The sequence below is a fragment of the Accumulibacter sp. genome (assembly GCF_029255285.1).
Classification (GTDB): Bacteria; Pseudomonadota; Gammaproteobacteria; order Burkholderiales; family Rhodocyclaceae; genus Accumulibacter.
In genome coordinates, this window is record NZ_JAPUVI010000111.1 from 1 (window position 1) to 19,097 (window position 19,097).

Genomic DNA, 19,097 nt, shown 5'->3' on the forward strand with positions numbered 1-19,097 from the left:
CACGAAGTGTACCGACCCGCCTTCAACGCCGAGTTCATGCAGCCAGCGATGGAAGAAGGCAGTGCCTTCGTCGGCTGGATCGGCGGCGGGCTCGACGACATCCTCTGTGAGCGGTTCGAGCGCACCGTCGGCAACGACAACTGCGTCAGCTTCGAAGGGATGAAGTTACAGATTCCCGCCGATCGTCATCGCTGCCACTACGTGAAGGCGAAGGTGGCGGTGCTGCGGCGTACGGACCGCACGCTGGCAATCTTGCACGGCCCACGCAAGTTGGCCGACTATGACCAGGCCGGCAACATCATCCCACTGAATCTGAAGGCGGCTGCGTAGGTCCGCCGCGGCCGCCCGGGGCGGGGCAAGCGGACAATTCATTTGCTACAAAACCGGACAGATCTATTTGTTGCCAACAGCCTTGGCTGAGGCAATTGTTGATCCGGCTTCGAGGGACTACCGTGTCCGAATCGCCGGTAATAAAAAGCAGATCAGGTGATACTCACGCGCGCAAATTTCCGCTTGCCTACCTGCAGCACGAAGCAGCCTTGGCTCGACAGCACGACCTTGCTGTCAGCGATCCTCGTACCGTCTATCCGAACACCGCCCTGCTCGATCAAGCGAAAGGCCTCGGAGGTGCTTGCCGTCAGACCTGCCTGTTTGAGTACCTGCGCCAGAGTCAGGGGCTGGCCGGCCGCCGACAGGCTGACCTCGGGGATGTCGTCGGGAATCGTACCCTGGCGGAAACGCGCATCGAAATCGGCCAGTGCCCGCTGTGCCGCCGACGCGCCATGAAAGCGCTCGACGATCTCCTGGGCCAACAGCACCTTGACGTCGCGCGGATTGCGGCCCTCCGTCACCGCTTCCTTGAGAGCCGCAATCGCCTCGGCACGGCGGAAAGACAGCAAGTCGAAGTAGCGCCACATCAACCCGTCGGATATCGACATCAATTTACCGAACATTTCGCCAGGCGCTTCGTCTATGCCAACATAGTTGCCGAGCGACTTGGACATTTTGTTCACACCATCGAGGCCTTCGAGCAGAGGCATCGTCAGAATGCACTGTGGCGCCTGACCGAAGTGCTTCTGCAGCTCTCGCCCGACGAGCAGATTGAACTTCTGGTCGGAGCCCCCGAGTTCGACGTCGGCCTTCATGGCCACCGAGTCGTAGCCCTGGCAGAGCGGGTACAGCAACTCGTGAATGGCGATCGGTTGTCCGCTGCGGTAGCGCTTGGCGAAATCGTCGCGTTCGAGCATCCGGGCAACGGTGTGCAAGGCGGCCAGGCGAATCATTCCCGAGGCACCCATCGGCTCGAACCAACGCGAATTAAAACAGACCTCCGTTTTTTCAGGATCGAGAATCTTGAACACCTGTTCCCGATAGGTCGTCGCGTTGTCGAGAATTTGTTCCCGTGAGAGTGGCGGCCGCGTCGCGTTCTTGCCGGTCGGATCGCCGATCATGCCCGTGAAATCGCCGATCAGGAACATGACGTGATGACCAAGATCCTGGAAATGCCTGAGCTTGTTGATCAGCACGGTGTGGCCCAGATGCAGGTCGGGCGCCGTTGGGTCAAAGCCGGCCTTGATGCGCAACGGCCGGCCGCTCTTCAACTTTTCGTTCAGCTCGGCTTCGACCAGCAGTTCCTCTGACCCCCGCTTGATCAGTTCGAGGGCTTCTTCGAAGGCGTGCATATAAACCTCTTCCCGTCAGACGGCTTCTTATTTGAGGGCCTTGGCTCACGCGATTGTCGTTCGCAGGTCCATAGCAGGCAACAAGCGCTCGATTCTATCGCATTCCCATCCGGCGATCGATACGGCACGGTAGCCCGCCCGCTTCAAGGCTGGGGGTAAGGGCAGGAATACTAAGAGCAAGCGATGCCGCCGTGGCCGAGGTAAAATGTCAGGCGCACGCGCGGCGACCATGCCAGGTGGCTAACCTTGCGGCGGCGGCGTGCTTTCGACTTCAATGGGAGATGAGTAATGGGCCAGACCGCCACCAACAACCTTCGCACTGTCGCTCTCGTCGGCCACGGCGCCGCAGGCAAGACGACGCTTGCCGAAAGCCTGCTCGCCGCTGCCGGCGCGATCGCCAGCCGTGGCGCCGTCGAGAAGGGGAATACCGTCTGCGACTTCGACCCGCAGGAGAAGGAGTTCGGCCACTCACTGAGTTCGGCGCTGGCAAGTTTTTCGTGGCAGGGTGTGCTGGTTCATCTGATTGACACCCCCGGCTTCCCGGACTTCGCCGGCCAGGCAATCGGCGCTCTGGCTGCCGTGGACACGGCGATGGTCGTCATCAATGCGCAAAACGGCATCGAGCTATCGAGCGAGCGCATGATGCGGCTGGCTGAGGCGCGTGGCGTCTGCCGGATGATCGTGATCAACAAGATCGACGCCGACAACGTCAATTTGCCGGCGCTGGTCGGCGAAATCCGCGAACGCTTCGGCCGCGAATGCATGTTGCTTGACCTACCGACCAAGCATGGCAGCGAAGTCGTCGAATTGCTCGGGCACGACAGCGGCGAGAGCGACTTCGAATCGGTGGCAGCGGCGCACCGGGCACTGATCGACCAGATCGTCGAGGAAGACGAGGATCTGCTGGCACGCTACCTCGAGGAAGGCGTCGACCCCAGCCCGGACGAATTGCATGTCCCCTTCGAGAAAGCGCTGCGCGCCGGCCACCTGATACCGATTCTCTTCGTCTCGGCGAAGACCGGCGCCGGCATACCCCAGTTGCTCGATGTGCTCGCCAGACTGGCTCCCAATCCGACCGAAGGCAATCCGCAACCCTTCTATCGCGGCGAACCAGGCAGTTCGGGCGAAGCTTTCGAGGCCGTTCCGGATCCACAGAAGCACGTGCTGGCGCACGTCTTCAAGGTGGTCAGTGATCCCTTCATCGGCAAGGTCGGCGTATTCCGCGTCCATCAGGGGACGATCCGCAAGGACTCGCAGCTCTTCGTCGGCGACGGCAAGCGCCCGTTCAAGGTAGGCCATATCTACCGCCTGCAAGGCAAGGAATATGTCGAAGTCGAGTCGCTGGCGCCCGGAGACCTGGGCGCCATCGCCAAGGTCGACGAGATCGAGTTCGATTGTGTGCTGCACGATTCGCACGACGAAGATCATATCCACCTCAAGCCACTCGAGTTTCCGCAGCCGATGCAGGGTCTGGCCGTGCAGGCACGGCGCAAGGCCGACGAGCAGCGTCTGTTTGAGATTCTGCGCAAGCTCGAGGTGGAAGACCCCTGCTTCAAGCTTGAACGCCACCCGACAACCAACGAGACCGTGATCCGCGGCCTCGGCGAGATGCATCTGCGCGCCAAGCTGACGCGGCTGTCGCAGCAGTACAAGCTGGAACTCGACACGAAGCCGCCGCAGATAGCCTATCGCGAAGCGATCACGGGTTCCGCCGACGGGCACTGTCGGCATAAGAAGCAAAGCGGCGGCGCTGGCCAGTTCGGCGAAGTGGCCTTGCGCGTCGAGCCACTCGAGCGCGGCGCCGGTTTCGAGTTCGTCGATATCGTCAAGGGCGGGGTCATTCCGGGAGTGTTCATGGCGGCCGTCGAGAAAGGCGTTCGCCAGGCGCTGGCCGATGGTGTCGTCGCCGGCTTCCCGGTAGAGGATCTGCGCGTCACCGTACACGATGGCAAGTCGCACCCGGTCGATGGCAAGGATATCGCCTTCTTCACGGCGGCTCGCAAAGCGACGGCCGAGGCCATTCGCGGCGCCAAGCCGATCATTCTCGAACCCATCGTCGACATCGAAATACTGGCACCGGAGGCCGTGACCGGCGATTTGACCGGCGATCTGTCCGGCAAACGCGGCCACCTGACCGGTACCCAGCCGCGTGGCCCGGGAGTAATGGCCATCACCGGCCAGGTTCCGCTGGCCGAACTCGACAACTACCAGTCACGCCTCAAGTCGCTGACCGGCGGACAAGGCTCGTACAGCATCAATTTCTCGCACTACGCGCAGGTGCCGCCGGCAACGCAGCAACACCTGGCATCACAACACAAGGTCGTCGAGGAAGAGTAGGGAAGCGGCGGCGAGGCGGTGGCCGGTTTTCTTGCGGTCTCCAACTGGTTCATCCCGCTGGCGCGCCGCCTGCTGTTTCTGTGGGTACGCACGACGGTCTTTCCGGAACACCCGCAGGAACTCGGCTTCGACCCCAGCAAGCCGCTCTGCTACGTCCTTCAGGACCGGCATCTGTCCAACCTGCTGGTGCTGGTCGAAGAGTCGCGGCGCGCCGGCTTGCCCCGCGCCGAGGCACCACTGAGAGTCGGCGACCAGCGTCTGCCCCGTTCGTTTTTCTTTCTCAATCGTGACCGCCGCTCGGCCGGCCGAGGACGCCCGAGGACTACCCACTCCCCCTTGCTCTCCGGCCTGATCCGGCAAGCTGTTGCCGACCCGCAGTTCGACGTGCAGTTGCTGCCGGTTGTCATTCTCTGGGGACGCAGTCCGGATCAGCAGGATTCGATCCTCAAGGCGCTGTTCTCCGAAACCTGGCGACCACCGGGCGCCTGGCGGCAGCTGCTGGCCATCTTGCTGCACGGCCGGCACGTCCTGGTGCGCTACAACGCGCCGATCGCGCTACGCGACCTGCTGCAGGGAGGGCTGGCCGAGGAACAGGCCTTGCGCAAGCTGTCGCGCGTCCTGCGGGTCCACTTTCGCCGCCAGCGGCAGATGGCCATCGGCCCCGATCTCTCGCACCGCAACACCCAGGTCAACGCCGTGCTCGCTGGCGAACAGGTGCGCCAGGCAATCGCCGACGAAGCGGCGACGCGGGGCGTGACGCCTGCCCAGGCCAGGGCACGGGCGGCCAAATTTGCGTTCGAGATCTCGTCGGACTATTCCTACGGCGTCGTGCGCGCGCTCGAGCTGTTTCTCAACTGGTTGTGGACGCGCTTGTACGACGGGATCGAACTGCACAACTTCGACGTCGTGACGCGTATCGCCGCCGGCCAGGAAATCGTGTACGTCCCTTGCCACCGCAGTCACATCGACTATCTGCTGCTGTCCTATGTCATTCACCGCCAGGGCCTGACCCCACCACACATCGCGGCCGGCGCCAATCTCAACCTGCCACTGGTCGGCGCCCTTTTGCGCCGCGGCGGCGCCTTCTTCCTGCGTCGAAGCTTCAAGGGCGAACCGCTCTATGCGGCGGTCTTTCACGAGTATCTGCACTTGATGCTGGCACGCGGCTTCCCGATCGAGTACTTCATCGAAGGCGGGCGCAGCCGAAGCGGGCGGATGTTGACGCCGAAGGCCGGCATCCTCGGCATGACCGTGCAGAGCTTCATCCGTGAACACGCCAGGCCACTGGTCTTCCTGCCCGTCTATATCGGCTACGAAAAGGTGATCGAGGGAAAGACCTATGTCGACGAGCTGGCTGGCCAGCCCAAGCAGCGCGAATCGCTGTGGGGAATCCTGAAAAGCGTGCGCAACATCAAGCGAGTGTTTGGCAAGGTGCACGTCAACTTCGGTCAACCGCTGGTGCTGGCCAGCTTTCTCGATACGCAGCAGACCGACTGGCGCGAGCAGAACACCGTCGCGCCGCCCGACTGGTCGCGCCGTGCGACGCGCCGCGCCGCCGCCGAACTCGCCAAACGGATCAACGAGGCGGCGGTTCTGACACCGGTCAACCTGGTCGCCCTGGCGCTGCTGGCGACGCCCAAGCATACCGCCGACGAACACGCACTGCAGCGGATGGTCGCACACTACCAGGCGCTTGGCGCAGACGCGCCGTACGCGCCGACGACCATCGGCTGCCCGCTCGATGCGCCACAGATTGTCGCCTACGCCGAGCGGCTAAGGGTCGTCGAGCGTTTCCGTGACCCGCTCGGCGACCTGATCCGCGTGCCTGGAGAACAGGCACCGCTGCTCGCCTATTTTCGCAACAACGTCGTCCACCTGTTCGCCTTGCCGGCCGTGATTGCCTGCCTCCTGAGCCACAACCGAGACCTCGAAGCGACCCGCGTTCGTCAAGCCGTGGCCGGCATCTGCGCCCTGATGGGAGCGGAACTGTTTCTACGCTGGCCGGCCGACGAACTCCCGGCCGCTACGGATGCCGTCGTCGACGTGCTTCTGAAGCGCGCTTTGCTGCGTCGCACGGAAAGCGAAGACAGACTGGCCACGCCGGATCCGATTACCCAGGAATTCGTCGAGCTGCGCCTGCTCGGAGAAACGATTCGGCCACTGCTCGAACGTCATTTCCTGACCCTGGCGCTGCTTGAACGGCACGGTGCGGGCAGCCTGACGCGGCAGTCGCTCGAAGACAACTGCCATCGCTTGGCGCAGCGGCTGTCCCTGCTGTACGAGTTCAACACGCCTGATTTCCCCGAAAAGGCGACCTTCTCGGCCTTCATCGGCAATCTGATCGAAGGCGAGTTTCTGCGCGAGGATCCCGGTGGCTGGCTGCACTTCGACGAACGTCTGCTGACGCCATTGGCGCATTCGGAACTGGTCCTGTCGGTCGACGCCAGGCAGGCCATCCGGCGCATGGCGCGCGCCGAAGTGGTAGCCTGAAGGCGTCGTTCTATCCCGGCCAACAGGCTCGGCTAACTCGCCGTGACCGACCGGGTTGGTTCAGCGCGAGCGTGCGAGGTCGAAGTCGGCCGCATTGCGTTCGTCGACGAACAGCCTGGCCGGCTCGGGCAAGGGTCCGTTGCGGCAGGTGACGACGACATTGGCCAACACCTGTTGTTTCTGCAGCACGTCGACGGCGCAGCGACCATAGACGCTCTCGATCGTCGCCAGCAAGTTGCGCGAGTACGGAGTGGCAAGCGCACTGTCGAGTATCAGGTTGGCGATCAGCAGACCTTCCGGGTCGAGCACGCGGCGCGTCGCCTGCCAAAACTCGCGCGTCACGAGGTGACCGGGAATCGACGAATGCGAACCATAAACGTCCACGATGACGGCCGCAAAGCGCTGCTCGCTGCGGACCACGAAGCGGCGTGCGTCGTCGGCGATGAAGGTGCCACGTGCCTCCTGGCCGAGAAAGAGCTTCTCGGCAATGGCACGAACGGCCGGGTCGATGTCGACATAAGTGTAATGGTTCCTCGGTTCGCCGTGTGACAGGGTGAAACCGCCGGCACCCAGAACCAGAATCTGCCGCCCGTGCCAGGCCAGGTCGTCGAGCAGCAGGCTGCGAATATGGCGGATGTAGCGCGCGTAGCGCGGCGGCTGCGAGTCGTCGATCAAGGAGGCGACGGAACTGTTGTTTTTCAGAGCGCGCCCATTGACGGCGCCGTCGTAGTTGACCGGCAAGACCAGATAGCTGGCATGGGCGGTTTCGATCTCCGGACGAAGCCAGGCGTTGGCGACGCCGGTCAGTGCGACGACGATCAGGCTGGCGATGACCGTCGCCCAGCGGCGCGCCCGCAGGAGGACGAAACCGACGACCAGCAACAAGGCGCACAGCGCGACGGCGGCCGAGACGCCGAGCCACTGCATGACCAGCAGCGACAACGACAATGATCCAAGAAAGGAACCCAGGGTCGACCAGTACAGCGCCTCACCGCTCGCCTTCCCGACGCGGTCGTGATGCAACAGGTTGGTGAGGATAGGCACTGTTTGGCCGAGCAACCAGGCGATCGGGCAAAGCACGCCGGCCACGAAAAACAGGTAGGCCAAACCAGGCGGCTTGAGATAAGCGAAGAGCAGATCGACCGCCACCCCCGCCAGCCCGACGCCGGTCAGTACGGCTGCCAGCAGGAAGTTTCTCGCGACGACCTCGCGAAACCGGCCGTCGATCTTCGATCCGGCGTGATAGCCCAGTGCCAGCGCAAGCAGAAAGAAGCCTATCGTCGGTGCGGTGACGACGATCGAGCTGCCAAGGTGCGGAATGATCTGGCGCAAGGCGATGACCTCGGCACCCAACGAGCAGAAGCCTTCGATGAAGACGACGGCAAAAAGCAGAAAGCGTGGCATGGAGTTACGGCGCCGGCGTGGATTGAGAGCCGGCACTATACTCCGGCCGCACCGGTGGCCGCCATGGAGACCTGGGCCAGCCCGTCTGCCGTCATTACAGGGCGAGATCCCGGAGCGTATCGGCGAATATCCGCCTACACCGCCAGACGGCGCAAGAAAATGCCCGCGGTATGCTCTCGGCCGGCCGACAAGGCGTATCATGCGGGCTGCTCGCTGCCACCAGCCACCCTCGCCGATTTCGGAAACGACAATGGATAGTAGTCTTCAAAGCTTTCTTCAGCACTTCGGGTCGCTGACCAACGGTGGCGATATCGTCGAGTTCTCGGCCACCGCCGCCACCAGTTTCGCCTTGATCGCCGCAGCCGAAATCGGCGACAAGAGCCAGCTCGTGTGCATGACTCTGGCGTCTCGGCACCGACCGTTGCCGGTCATGCTCGGCGCGCTGGCCGCCTTCGCCGTCCTCAACACACTGGCGGTGGTCTTCGGCGTCGCCATTGCCAGTTGGCTGCCGGAGTACGTGGTCGGCCTCACCGTCGCCATCCTGTTCGCCGTTTTCGGCATTCAGGCCTTGCGTGCCGGTGACGACGGCGACGACGAAGAACTCGAAGAAAAAAGCGGCCACAACATCTTCTTCACCACCTTCGTGTTGCTCACGGTAGCCGAATTCGGCGACAAGACACAGCTTGCGGTTGTTGCCCTGAGCAGCACGCACGTGCCAGCGGCGGTCTGGCTGGGAGCGACGGTCGCGCTGGCGGCAACATCGGCTCTCGGAATCGTCGCCGGCCGCACCATTTTGCAGCGCATTCCGCTGGTCCTGCTGCACCGTCTCAGCGGGGCCTTCTTCCTTTTCCTGGCGATCATTGCCGCCTACCAGGCGTACCGCGCCTATTCCGGCGGCTAGCTTGCCGAGTACCCGGCACACGAGTCGCCGCGTTCTCGTGGCAGCGAGCCGGCGATCATCGCTTTGTTTCTGTCCATCAGGCTCCCCGCCAGCAAGCCGGACTCGCGCCCAAAAAACCGGTCGCGGCGTGCAATGCGGCCGAACCTACGCTTTTTGACAAAAATCAAGTCTGCTGGCCACTGTTCGGGGTAAAAGCGTGCCAGTTGCCGCGTTCTGCCGGTGGCAGCGCTGAACCGGCGTTTTCAGCCCGCGTTCAGCCCGCGGCGAGGCGCCAGCCCAGCGCCATCGCTTCGCCTTGCTGGCCGGCCACCAGCCCCGCCCCATTTTTCGGGTCGCGATGGTTTGCGTGATCGCCGGCCCGTGCGCCGCAACGAAACCTCTGACATGTCGTAAGCCTTTACAGGCAGGAGTTTTTTCATGCTGACACAACACTATTTGTCGTCGCTTTTCCAACCGAAGTCGGTCGCCGTGATTGGCGCCTCGGAGCGTGAGCACTCCGTGGGTAACGTCATTTTCAAGAACATCCTGGATTCCTGCTTCAAGGGCGAACTGCATGCCGTCAACCCGAGCCATGGGTCGATTCTCGGCCAGGTTTCCTACAAATCGGTGGAGAAGATCGGCGGACGGGTTGACCTCGCCGTCATCGCGACGCGACCGCACACGGTGCCGCGCATCATGGAACAGTGCGGGCGCAGTGGCGTGCGTAACGCGATCATCATTGCCTCCGGCTTCTCCGAGGCGAGCAACGCCGGTGCGGCGCTCGAACGCAAGGTGGTCGAAATTGCCCGCACTTACAATGTCCGCATCCTCGGACCGAACTGCCTGGGAATCATCCGCCCCGATATCGGCCTCAACGCCACCTTCACCAAGGTGACGGCCGAAGCTGGCGACCTGGCGCTCGTTTCGCAGTCGGGCGCCATGTGTTCGGCCGTGCTCGACTGGGCCGAGTCCAACAAGATCGGTTTTTCCTCGGTGATTTCCCTTGGCGTAACGGTGGACGTCGATTTCGGCGAGATCCTCGATTACCTGATCTACGACGATCGGACGCGCTACATTCTGATGTACGTCGAAGGCATCCGGAACGCCCGCCGCTTCATCAGCGCCTTGCGCTCCGCCGCACGCGCCAAGCCGATCATCCTGCTGAAAGCCGGCCGCCATGAGTTCGGCGCGCAGGCCGCCGTAGCCCACAGCGGCATGGCGGCGGTCGCCGACAGCGTTTTCGATGCCGTCGTGCGCCGCACGGGCGCCGTACGCGTGCAGAACGTCGGCCAACTGTTTTCCGCTGCGAAAGCCCTGTCCTCGCGCTTCCATCCGCGTGGCGACCGCTTGGCGATCGTCACCAACGGCGGCGGTCCGGGAGCCATGGCCGCCGACCGCGCTGGCGATCTCAGCATCCCCCTGGCACGGCTGTCGCAGAGCACTTTCGACAAGCTGAACAAGATACTGCCGCGCGACTGGCCACGCGCCAACCCGATCGATATCGGTGGCGACGCCGCCCCGGAATGCTACCGCGAAACGATCTTGACGGTCGCTGGCGACCCGAACGTCGACAGCACGCTGGTGATGCTTTCTCCACAGGCGATGACCGACCCGGTCAAGGTCTCGCAAGAGATCATCGATCTCGACGACTCGGTGCGCACGGCGATTTCCTGCTGCTGGATGGGTGGCCGGCAACTGGTCGAAGCGCGTCAGATGCTCGAGAAAGCCGGCATACCGGTGTTTCATACACCGGACACGGTGATCGAACTTTTTCACACGATGTCGAAATACTATCGCAGCCAGAAGTTGCTGTTGCAGACTCCCAGTCCGATCCGCAAGAGTGGAGCTTCCGTTCAAGGTGGCGCACGCGTGCTGGTCGAGGCGCTTCTCGGCGAGCGGCGGACGCTCCTTTCGGACATGGAATCGAAAGCCATTCTGCGGGCCTTTGGCGTTCCGGTGACGCAGACCATGGTTGCCCACAGCGCAACCGAAGCGCTGTTCGTCGCGCAGCAGATTGGCTTTCCGGTAGCGATGAAAGTCGACTCGCCCGATCTGCGGCACAAGTCGGACGCCGGCGGGGTACGCCTGAACATCGGCAGCGCCCAATCGGTATTGAACGCCTTTCACGACATCGTTGCCACGGTGCAGGACCGGCAACCGGACGCGCGCATCACGGGCGTCTCGATCGAACCCTATCTGTCGCGACCGAACGGCCGGGAACTGATGATCGGCGTTCTGCGCGATCCGCTTTTCGGTCCGATGATCACCTTCGGTGCCGGCGGTTTCGATGCACAGTTTTTCAATGAACGTTCACTTGCCTTGCCGCCGCTCAACCAGTTTCTGGCGCGCGACCTGATCGATTCGAACCAGGTCGCGCGTTTGCTCGGGCCGGTCAAGAAAATGCCGCCGGTCAATCTCGATGCCTTGACCGAAGTGCTGATCTGCATCTCCGAAATGGTCTGCGAACTGCCTTGGCTCAAGGAACTGGACCTCAATCCACTGATCGTGGACGAAAACGGTGCCATCGCCGCCGACGCACGCATCGTGATCGACCATACGCTGGGCAACAGTGACGACCGCTACGCCCATATGGCGATCCACCCCTATCCGGCACATCTGACCCAGGTCGTTCAATTGCCGGACGGACGCAGCGCGACCATCCGGCCGGTACGCCCGGAAGACGCGGAACTGGAACGTGAATTCGTCAAGGACATGTCCGAGGAATCGCGCTACTTTCGCTTCATGGAACCGATTCGCGAGTTGCCATCGACCATGGTCGTCCGTTTCACGCAGATCGACTACGACCGCGAAATGGCACTGGTGGCGACGATCGTCGGCGAAGACGGCGTCGAAAAGCAGATCGGGAACGCCCGTTACGTTCTGACGCCGGACGGCCAATCCGTCGAGTTCGCACTGGCCATCGGTGATGACTGGCAAAAATGCGGCCTTGGCCGGCGACTGATGTCGGCGCTGATCGATTACGCCCGCAGCCGCGGCTACCGAGCCATGGTGGGGGATGTGCTGGCCAATAACAGCCGACTGTTCCGCATGGTGCAGCGCCTGGGGTTCACCATCCATCCGCACCCCGAGTTGCCCGCCGCGAAGCGCGTCGTCAAGCCGTTGTACAACTAGGCCGGCGCGGCGGTGCACGCGATCACCCGCGCTCGCCGCCCGCCTTACAGCAGGATCCGCTCTATCCCGCCGTTGTTGGCCCGTTTCACGTAGTCCGCCATCCAGTTTTCGCCGAGCAGACGCTTGACGATTTCGACCACGACGTAATCGGCCTGCGTTTCGGCGTCGTCGTTGTAGCGCGACAGCCCCTGCAGGCACGAGGGGCAGGACGTCAGCAGCTTCACTTCCCCGGCGAAACCATCGGCGCGCAGCCGACTGGCGCCCCGTTCGATCTCCTCCTGTTTGCGGAAGCGCACCTGCGTCGACACATCCGGACGCGTCACCGCCAGCGTTCCCGATTCGCCGCAACACCGATCGGAGAGATCGACCGGCTGGCCCATCAACTGGTTGACCACCCGGATTCCCGGCATCGTGCGCATCGGCGCGTGACATGGATCGTGGTACATGTAGCGCGTCCCGCCGACACCGTCGAGCCGGATCCCCTTTTCCATCAGGTATTCATGGATGTCGAGCAGCCGGCAGCCGGGAAAGATCTGTTCGAAATGGTACTTCTCGAGCTGATCCATGCAGGTGCCGCAGGAAACGATGACGATCCGGATGTCGAGATAGTTGAGTGTATTGGCGACACGGTGAAACAGCACGCGGTTATCGGTAGTGATCATCCGGCCCTGATCGGCCTCGCCGGCCGCCGTCTGCGGATAGCCGCAGCACAGGTAGCCTGGCGGCAGGACCGTCTGCGCTCCGATCTCGTAAAGGATCGCCTGAGTGGCCAGCGCGACCTGCGAGAAAAGACGTTCGGACCCACAGCCCGGAAAGTAGAAGAGCGCGTCGCCATCGTAATCGGCCGCCCCGACCTTCCGCGGGTCGCGGATGATCGGCACCATCCTGTCATCCTCGATGTCGAGCAGCGCGCGCGCCGTCCGTTTGGGCAGCCCGGCGGGCATCGGCTTGTTGACGAAATGAATGATCTGCGCCCGGAGCGCCGGCGGACCGAGCGTTGCCGGTGGCTGCCGGGTCTGGCCGCGAGTCAGGCCCAGCGACTTGAACAGCCGATGCGCCAGGCGCTGTGCCCGGTAGCCCCAGCCGATCATGAGCTGGCGGACGAGCTTGATCGTCGCCGGATCCTTGATGGTCAAAAAAGCCATCGCCGCCGCTTTCGCCGGAACGAATTTTTTTCGTCCCTGTTCGCGCAGCAGATTGCGCATCCGGATCGAGACATTGCCGAAATCGATGTCGACCGGACAGGGCGTAACGCACTTGTGGCAGATCGTGCAATGGTCGGCAACGTCGTTGAACTCGTCGAAATGGCGTAAGGAAACCCCACGCCGCGTCTGCTCCTCGTAGAGAAACGCTTCGATGAGCAGCGAAGTGGCGAGAATCTTGTTGCGCGGCGAGTACAACAGATTGGCTCGCGGCACATGCGTCGAGCACACCGGCTTGCACTTGCCACAGCGCAGGCAGTCCTTGACCATCGCCGCGATGTTGCCGATCTCCGACTGTTCCATGATCAGCGACTCGGTGCCGAGCAGCGAGAACGACGGTGTGTAGGCGCGGGCGAGATCGGCGCCAGGGAGCAGCTTGCCCTTGTTGAAGCGACCCTCCGGGTCGACTCTCGCCTTGTAGTCGCGGAAAGCCTGCCTCTCCTCGTCGCCGAGAAACTCGAGCTTGGTGATGCCGATCCCGTGTTCGCCGGAAACCACGCCGTCTAGCGCCCGGGCCAGCCGCATGATGCGCTCGACGACGCCGTAGGCGGCCTCCAACATTTCATAGTTGTCCGAGTTGACCGGGATATTGGTGTGCACATTGCCGTCGCCAGCGTGCATGTGCAGTGCCACAAACAAACGGCTGCGCAGCGTCTCCCGGTGGACCTCGACGATGCGTTCGAGCACCGGCCGGTAGACGACGCCGTCGAAGATGTCTTCGAGTGGCGGCTTGAGTTCGCTCTTCCACGACGCGCGTACCGAGTAGTCCTGCAAGCGATGGAAGAGCACTGGGTCGGGAGCCCGGTTGCGCAAGCTTCCGGCGCGAATGCCGTAGCTCGCGAACTGCCCCTCCGCCTGGCTCAGAGGCAGATCCAGATGGTCGAGCAGCCACTGCCAGCGTGCCCGAACGCTGGCCACCTTCTCCAGCGCCGCCGTACGCCGTTCGCCGATCAACACCTCCTTGTCGAGATCGGCGTCGCCACGGTGCAGCGGCAGGTCGCCGCGCAACAGATCACCGAGCGCGTCGCAAAGTGCCAGCTTGTTGCGCAGCGAGAGCTCGATGTTGAGACGCTCGATGCCGTCGCAGTAGTCCCCCATGCGCGCCAGCGGAATCACCACGTCTTCGTTGAGTTTGAAAGCGTTGGTGTGGCGGGATATGGCGGCCGTGCGTGCGCGATCGAGCCAGAATTTCTTGCGCGTCTCGGCGTCGACCGCGACGAAGCCTTCGGCAGCACGCAGATTGCCCATCCGAACCACCTCGGAAGCCGCGTTCATGACCGCCGCCTCGTCGTCGCCGACGATGTCGCCAAGCAGCACCATCTTCGGCCGGCCCGCGGTATCGGAGCGGCGTTTGGCCTTGGTGGCGTAGCCGACGGCGCGCAGATAACGTTCGTCCAGATGTTCCAGACCGGCGAGCAGCACACCCGCCTGCCGGCCGGCACCGCCGGGCTTGAAATAATCGGTGATCTCGACGATGGCGGGCACCGCCTCGCGCACCTGGCCGAAAAACTCGAGGCAGACGGTGCGCGTATGCGGCGGCATGCGGTGCAGAACCCAGCGCGCGGCGACGATCAGGCCATCGCAGCCTTCCTTCTGGACGCCTGGCAGACCGGCCAGGAACTTGTCGGTGACGTCTTTGCCGAGACCCGCCTTGCGAAATCGCGTACCGGGGATCTCGAGAACCTCGGGCGACCCGTACAGGGTCCGTCCATCCCGGCGAAAGCGCTTGATCTCGAAGCGGGCGACGTCCTGTTCGTGAATCTTTCCGAGGTTGTGATCGAGGCGTGTCACTTCCATCTCGTGACCGCTCGGATCGACCATCTTCCACCACGCGAGGTTGTCGAGCGCGGTTCCCCAGAGAACGGCCTTTTTGCCGCCGGCGTTCATCGCGATGTTGCCGCCGACGCACGACGCTTCGGCGGAAGTCGGGTCAACGGCGAAGACACGACCGGCCATCGCGGCAGCCTCGGCCACGCGCGCCGTGACGACGCCGGCACCGGTGCGAATCGTCGCACTGCGGCGAGCGCAACCGGGAAGCGGCGACTCCTCGACCGCCCCGATGTCGATCAACTTCTCCGTGTTGATCACGGCCGAATGCGGCGTCAGCGGGATCGCTCCACCGGTGTAGCCCGTGCCGCCGCCGCGCGGGATGATGGTCAGCCCGAGTTCGATGCAGCCTCGCACGAGCGGCGCGACCTCGGCCTCGCTGTCCGGGTAGAGAACGACGAAGGGGTACTCGATCCGCCAGTCGGTCGCGTCGGTGACGTGCGAAACACGCGCCAGCCCATCGAAAGCGATATTGTCGCGCCGCGTGTGTCTGGCCAGCACTTTCTTCGCCTGTGCCCGCCGCTTGGCGGTATCTGCAAAATGCCGTTCGAAGGCATCGACCGCGGCCTCGGCAGCGACGATCAGGTCACGCACCCGCGCGTTGCCCTGCCGGCGCAATTCGATTTCCCGCAGACGGTGGCGGAGCGCGCCGACCAGTGCGTCGCGCCGTCCGCGGTTGGCGAGCAAATCATCTTCCAGATAGGGGTTGCGCTGCACAACCCAGATGTCACCCAGAACCTCGTACAACATGCGCGCCGAACGGCCCGTGACCCGTTCGGCGCGCAGTTCGTCGAGCAACGCCCAGTTCTCCTCGCCAAGCAGCCGAATGACGATTTCTCGGTCGGAGAACGACGTGTAGTTGTAGGGAATCTCGCGCAGGCGTGCGTTCATCCGTGCTCCCGGCGGCGGACAAAGAATGGATTCTAGCTTATTGCGATGCAGCATCGCAGCGGGTCGTCCGGCGCATCGATCGGCGCTTCCTCTGGAAGACGAAATTTTCGCGGCAAGCGCACGCCGCGCTCAGCCCGATAAGCCGTCACTCGACGACGCTTGATGCCCGTTGACCACACGATGGAAATCGACCCACTCGCTTTCCTCAGGCATCGCCTGCAGACGCCGTAGATTTCGCGCGCGCTGGTACCTGCGCAGCGGCCCATCGGAGATCCTCACGTCGGCGATGTCGATCAGGCCGAACTGACGATCCGGCGTGTAAACCACGTTTCCCAGATGCAGGGACCGGAAGTACACTCCGCGCTCGTGCAGCCCGACCAGAAAACGGGTGAACCCTTCCTTGAGTTGCTGTTCCGCGGCGGGCTCCAGGGGCTGACGGCGAAGTTCTCGCAGCGTGCTGCCAAGCAGTGGATGATAGTGCACCGCATCTCGCTTGATCGAAGGAATGCGGAAGACGTCGATGACCTCGGGTACCCTAACATCGCGTTGCCGCAGCGACGCCGCATTATCGGCAAAACGCTGGGCATACGGATACCAGGCGGCCGACGACAGCCACCGTTTGCGGCGGAAAAACTTCAGCATCGTGCCATCGGCCAGTAACAGCACCTTGTCGCCGAAACTGTCGGCCTCGAGGACTCGCGCCTCGGCGCGCATGGTCAGGTAATCCTCCTGTCCCAATATCTTCACACCACCGCTCCTGCCGAGAAATACCAGCAGTCTACTGTGAAAATCGCCTCGCCGACTGGCTGAGCGGGTATCACCTCGATCGCGGCGGTGACGATCGGGGCTCCGGAACGAACCGTGCCAAATCGATCGGTCGAATACCTCTTACAATGAGGACTTCGCCTAAACTCCTCTCGCCCATGAACTTCATGCACGCCCTGAGCGCCGCTTGGCACGAGCGCAACACGTTGCTCTGCGTCGGTCTCGACCCCGATCCCACGCGCTTTCCATCACCTCTGAAAGAACGGCCGCAGGCCATCTTCGAGTTCTGCCGCGCGATCGTAGACGCAACCGCCGACCTCGTCTGCTGCTTCAAACCGCAGATCGCCCATTTTGCTGCCCAGCGAGCGGAAGACCAACTCGAAGCATTGATCCAGCACATTCACACGCGGCACCCGATGACGCCGGTCATTCTCGATGCCAAGCGAGGTGACATCGGCAGCACCGCCGAGCAGTACGCGATCGAGGCCTTCGAGCGCTTCCAGGCCGACGCGATCACGGTCAACCCCTACCTCGGGCGCGATGCCATCGAACCGTTTTTGTCCTATGCGGACAAGGGGGTGATCCTGCTCTGTCGCACATCGAATCCCGGCGGGAGTGACCTGCAGCTACTCGATGTCGGCGGCGAAAAACTGTACGAACGCGTCGCCCGTTTGGTCAGTACGCAGTGGAACCAAAGCGGCCAGTGCGCTTTGGTCGTCGGTGCGACATTTCCCGCCGAGATCGCGCGCGTTCGCCAACTGACCGGAGACATGCCCTTGCTCGTTCCCGGTATCGGCGCCCAGGGTGGCGATATCGAAAGCACGGTGAAAGCCGGCTGCACGGCCGCTGGCAAGGGACTGATGATCAACTCGTCGCGCGCCATCCTTTACGCCAGCGACGGCGAAGACTATGTCGCTGCGGCACGAAGCGTCGCCCAGCGTACGCGTGACGCGATCAATCGCTATCGTCCCGGCGACTGAGACACGAGCGACCTTTGACGATCCGCTGATGCAATCGCAGGATCTGCGCAGGGCATGGTATGCGCACTCCGTCGGGTGGTGAAAGGAAGCGGGGTCGCCCGCCACGGCGCCTGCTGGAGAAACCCGAACCAACTAACGAAGGCCAGGCGCACCACCCGGAGAGGCGCCGGACCAAGTAGCGTAATCCGTGAACTTCCCACGTTCCGCGGACGCCAAGAACCGGTAGTGCGGCGACGGCCGGGCTGGGTCATTGGCGGGCGCCGCGCGGCGGCGCAAGCCGCGCTCCATTGACGCGGCAGGGACGACGCATACGCTAAGGGCGCGCGGCCAGCGGTTTTTTCTGCCAGCCCCCGTTCCCGTCCGGCGGCGAGGACCGCATAAACTCACTGCGGCGCCGCCGCAGTCCGGATGGTTCCTTCGCCTCATCCGGAGTCTCATTGCCAGCGTCGCTCTCGATTTCGACGCTGAGGTCGCCAACAGATGGCCGTTGCAGTAAGCCGCCGATCTTCGCTGCGTTCGTGACGCTCCGCTCCCGACGCTTCACCTTCCGTTGCCTTGGTACGGCGGGGAATCAGCCGCTCCCGTTCAGTTTCTGAATTGCCGCCCTGAGGTCCTCCTCGCCGATCTCCGGACAAACCTTTTCGATGAACGCCAGCGCATAGCTGCGCAGATAGATGCCGCGGCGTACGGCCAGACAAGTTGTGCTTTCGGGAAACAGATGCGGCACCGGAATCAGTGCCAAGTTGCGATCCTTGGAATGATCGTAAGCCATCGACGCGACAATGCCAACGCCCAGATCGAGGTCGACATAGGTCTTGATCACGTCTGCATCAATTGCCGAAAGCACGATATCCGGCACCACGCCGGCATCGGCAAAGGCCTTGTCGACCAGTGTCCGGCCGGTGAATCCCTCCTGATAGGTGATGATGGGGTATTCGCCAACCACCTCCAGCGTCAGGTCCTCGACCTGCAGCAGCGGGTGGCCGTAGGGAACGATCAGCGCATGGTGCCAGCGATAGAACGGGAAAGTCACCAGCTCGGGCACTTTATCCAGCCGCTCGGTCGCGATTCCGACGTCCGCCGCGCCCGAAACGAGCTTGTCAGCGATCTCCGCCGGGCTGCCCTGGTGCAACGCCAGGTGCACCCTGGGATAGTCGGTCTTGAACCACTTGATGATCTGTGGCAGCGCATAACGCGCCTGTGTATGGGTGGTGGCAACGACGAAATGGCCGGTTTCCCGGCTCGCGAACTGGTCGGCGATGCGGCGCAGGTTTTGGGTGTCGAGCAAGATGCGGTCGACCACCTCGGCCAGCTCCTTTCCGGGCTCGGTCAGTCCCAGCAGACGCTTGCCGCGGCGAACGAATATTTCGATGCCGAGTTCGTCCTCGAGATCCTTGATGTGCTTGCTGACCCCGGGTTGCGAGGTGTACAGCGCATTCGCCACCTCGGTCAGGTTGAAATCCTGGCGCAGTGTTTCGCGAATGATGCGCAGCTGCTGGAAGTTCAT

10 protein-coding genes and 1 pseudogene are annotated in these 19,097 nt (G+C 63.0%); 6 read left to right on the plus strand and 5 right to left on the minus strand.

Annotated features, from left to right (window positions below):
- Window positions 1-330, plus strand: a pseudogene (locus tag Q1M07_RS17920) (transposase); the annotation flags it as partial.
- Window positions 331-482: 152 nt separating this feature from the next.
- On the opposite strand, the gene tyrS reads toward Q1M07_RS17920, so the two are convergent.
- Complete coding sequence (tyrS, locus tag Q1M07_RS17925) at window positions 483-1,682, minus strand: tyrosine--tRNA ligase (RefSeq protein ID WP_300456299.1); 1,200 nt, start codon at window positions 1,680-1,682, stop codon at window positions 483-485.
- Between the two features lie 288 nt (window positions 1,683-1,970).
- On the opposite strand from tyrS, the gene fusA reads away from it, so the two are divergent.
- On the plus strand, window positions 1,971-4,019 hold the full coding sequence (gene fusA, locus Q1M07_RS17930; RefSeq protein WP_300456302.1) for an elongation factor G: 2,049 nt from the start codon (window positions 1,971-1,973) through the stop codon (window positions 4,017-4,019).
- Between the two features lie 18 nt (window positions 4,020-4,037).
- Window positions 4,038-6,509, plus strand: coding sequence for a glycerol-3-phosphate 1-O-acyltransferase PlsB (gene plsB / locus Q1M07_RS17935; protein ID WP_300456304.1), 2,472 nt, complete (start codon window positions 4,038-4,040; stop codon window positions 6,507-6,509).
- Between the two features lie 60 nt (window positions 6,510-6,569).
- Here the strand turns inward: plsB and Q1M07_RS17940 are convergent, their stop codons facing one another.
- The gene (locus Q1M07_RS17940; RefSeq protein ID WP_300456307.1) at window positions 6,570-7,913 is read right to left on the minus strand and encodes a fused MFS/spermidine synthase; all 1,344 of its coding nucleotides are present in this window, start codon (window positions 7,911-7,913) and stop codon (window positions 6,570-6,572) included.
- 250 nt (window positions 7,914-8,163) lie between these two features.
- On the opposite strand from Q1M07_RS17940, the gene Q1M07_RS17945 reads away from it, so the two are divergent.
- Together Q1M07_RS17945 and Q1M07_RS17950 are read left to right on the plus strand one after the other, a co-directional pair.
- The gene (locus tag Q1M07_RS17945) at window positions 8,164-8,814 is read left to right on the plus strand and encodes a TMEM165/GDT1 family protein (protein WP_300456310.1); all 651 of its coding nucleotides are present in this window, start codon (window positions 8,164-8,166) and stop codon (window positions 8,812-8,814) included.
- A gap of 417 nt (window positions 8,815-9,231) precedes the next feature.
- Entirely contained in the window at window positions 9,232-11,925 is a 2,694-nt protein-coding gene (locus Q1M07_RS17950) for a bifunctional acetyl coenzyme A synthetase (ADP forming), alpha domain/GNAT family N-acetyltransferase (RefSeq protein WP_300456313.1), read from the plus strand.
- Window positions 11,926-11,969: 44 nt separating this feature from the next.
- On the opposite strand, the gene Q1M07_RS17955 is transcribed toward Q1M07_RS17950, so the two are convergent.
- The gene (locus Q1M07_RS17955; protein WP_300456316.1) at window positions 11,970-15,845 is read right to left on the minus strand and encodes a DUF3683 domain-containing protein; all 3,876 of its coding nucleotides are present in this window, start codon (window positions 15,843-15,845) and stop codon (window positions 11,970-11,972) included.
- A gap of 129 nt (window positions 15,846-15,974) precedes the next feature.
- Window positions 15,975-16,592, minus strand: a complete 618-nt coding sequence (locus Q1M07_RS17960; RefSeq protein ID WP_300456319.1) for a toluene tolerance protein — start codon at window positions 16,590-16,592, stop codon at window positions 15,975-15,977.
- Between the two features lie 176 nt (window positions 16,593-16,768).
- On the opposite strand from Q1M07_RS17960, the gene pyrF reads away from it, so the two are divergent.
- Window positions 16,769-17,590 carry an orotidine-5'-phosphate decarboxylase gene (pyrF, locus tag Q1M07_RS17965; protein WP_300456350.1) on the plus strand — a complete coding sequence of 274 codons (822 nt, stop codon included), beginning with the start codon at window positions 16,769-16,771 and terminating at the stop codon, window positions 17,588-17,590.
- Between the two features lie 571 nt (window positions 17,591-18,161).
- Here pyrF and Q1M07_RS17970 read toward each other — a convergent pair.
- Window positions 18,162-19,097, minus strand: a complete 936-nt coding sequence (locus Q1M07_RS17970; RefSeq protein ID WP_300456322.1) for a CysB family HTH-type transcriptional regulator — start codon at window positions 19,095-19,097, stop codon at window positions 18,162-18,164.